The sequence below is a fragment of the Eudoraea sp. genome (genome assembly GCF_049665975.1).
Classification (GTDB): domain Bacteria; phylum Bacteroidota; class Bacteroidia; order Flavobacteriales; family Flavobacteriaceae; genus Eudoraea.
This window is the reverse complement of the sequence record NZ_JBATGR010000199.1, coordinates 1-1,854: the sequence shown is the minus strand read 5'-3', so window position 1 is coordinate 1,854 and position 1,854 is coordinate 1. Positions and strand designations below refer to the sequence as shown.

The following is a 1,854-nucleotide window of genomic DNA, read 5'->3' as shown; positions in this document are numbered from 1 at the left end:
CTTTTTATCACCCAGGTCGGGGAGAAAACCGTAATGGTTAAAGATTTTACAATTCTAAGTAAAGCCTTAAGGCCTTTACCACTTCCAAAAAAAGATGCAGAAGGCAATGTTTATGATGAGTTTAACGATCCAGAGCAACGTTATCGCCAGCGTTATGTAGATCTGGCAGTTAATCCTTCTGTTAAGGACACTTTCATAAAGCGAACCAAAATTACAAATAGTATTCGTGAGTTTTTAAATGATAAAGGGTATTTAGAAGTAGAAACCCCCGTTTTACAGCCTATACCCGGAGGAGCGGCTGCAAGGCCCTTTATAACGCACCATAATGCACTGGATATACCTCTTTACCTCAGAATAGCCAATGAACTTTATCTAAAGCGACTAATTGTGGGTGGTTTTGACGGAGTATATGAGTTTTCTAAGGATTTTAGAAATGAAGGGATGGATCGTACCCATAATCCTGAATTTACGATTATGGAGCTCTATGTAGCTTACAAGGATTACAATTGGATGATGGATACTACAGAACAGTTGTTACAAAAAGTAGCCATAGACGCCAATGGTTCAACAAAAGTTACCATGGGTGAGAAGGAGATCGATTTTAAGGCTCCTTATCCTCGTATCACAATCCTTGATGCCATTAAAGAACATACCGGTTTTGACCTATCCGGAATGGATGAAAAAGAACTGCACGAAGTGGCTAAAAAAGTTAATGTCGAAGTAGACGAAAGTATGGGGATAGGCAAGCTCATTGATGAGATTTTTGGTGAAAAATGTGAGCATCATTACATACAACCTACTTTCATTATAGATTACCCAAAAGAAATGAGTCCGCTTACTAAAGAACACCGAACAAATCCGGCCTTAACAGAACGGTTTGAACTTATGATTAACGGTAAGGAAATTGCTAATGCCTATTCCGAGCTCAATGATCCTATTGATCAGCTTGAACGCTTTGAAGAACAATTAAAACTTTCGGAGAAAGGCGATGATGAAGCCATGTTTATTGATCAGGATTTTATTAGGGCCCTGGAATACGGAATGCCACCCACTTCGGGTATTGGTATTGGTGTAGACCGCCTGGTGATGCTGTTAACAAATAATGCTTCTATTCAGGAAGTTTTGTTCTTTCCTCAAATGCGGCCCGAAAAAAAGCCCCTGGAATTAAATGAAAATGAAAAAGCGATTTTTAACATCCTAAAAACCCATAAATCCATGCCATTAACGGATTTAAAAGAAGCTGCCGGATTAAGCAATAAGGCCTGGGATAAAGGGCTTAAAGGGTTGAACAAATTGGGGTTAACTAAAGTGGCAAAAGAGGACGATACCCTTATTTGCAAATTAAATGAATAATAAAAAGATGTTTTATTCTTATTTGATTCATTATCAGTATTTTATGACTAGTGCATTTCATCGAATGAGTGTTAAAAATTAAAATAAGACCCTGGTATTTTCGTTGTAATAATAGAATCCCAAATCTGTTTTTATGAAGAAAATCTACTTTCTAATCATTTTAGCAGCATTTTTCACTTCCTGTTCCAAGGACGCATCTCCTTCTGATCCTGATCCTAACTCAACATTAGAGGCATGTTTTGAAGTGAGTAAAGAGGTCCTTTTGGTAGGTGAAAACCTGCAAATAAACAATTGCTCTGTAGGAGCTAGTACATACTCCTATAATCTTGGTAACGGAGAAACACGTACAGAAGAAAACCCTACAGTGGTTTACGGAAAGCCAGGAGATTACACCATCGCATTAACGGTTTTCGATGAAGCTATGGCAACGAAAACAGTTTCCAAACAAATTCTGGTGAATGATGCTATAGTCCAGGACTTTTTTATATTTCCGGATATAGC

The 1,854-nt window shown here is 37.9% G+C and carries 2 protein-coding genes; both read left to right on the top strand.

What is annotated here, in order from left to right:
• On the top strand, nucleotides 1-1,353 hold a 1,353-nt coding region (lysS, locus tag WBN20_RS07420; protein WP_424281236.1), incomplete at its 5' end, for a lysine--tRNA ligase.
• A 133-nt stretch (nucleotides 1,354-1,486) separates the two neighbouring features.
• The coding region (locus tag WBN20_RS07415) for a PKD domain-containing protein (RefSeq protein ID WP_424281235.1) at nucleotides 1,487-1,854 on the top strand (368 nt) is incomplete at its 3' end.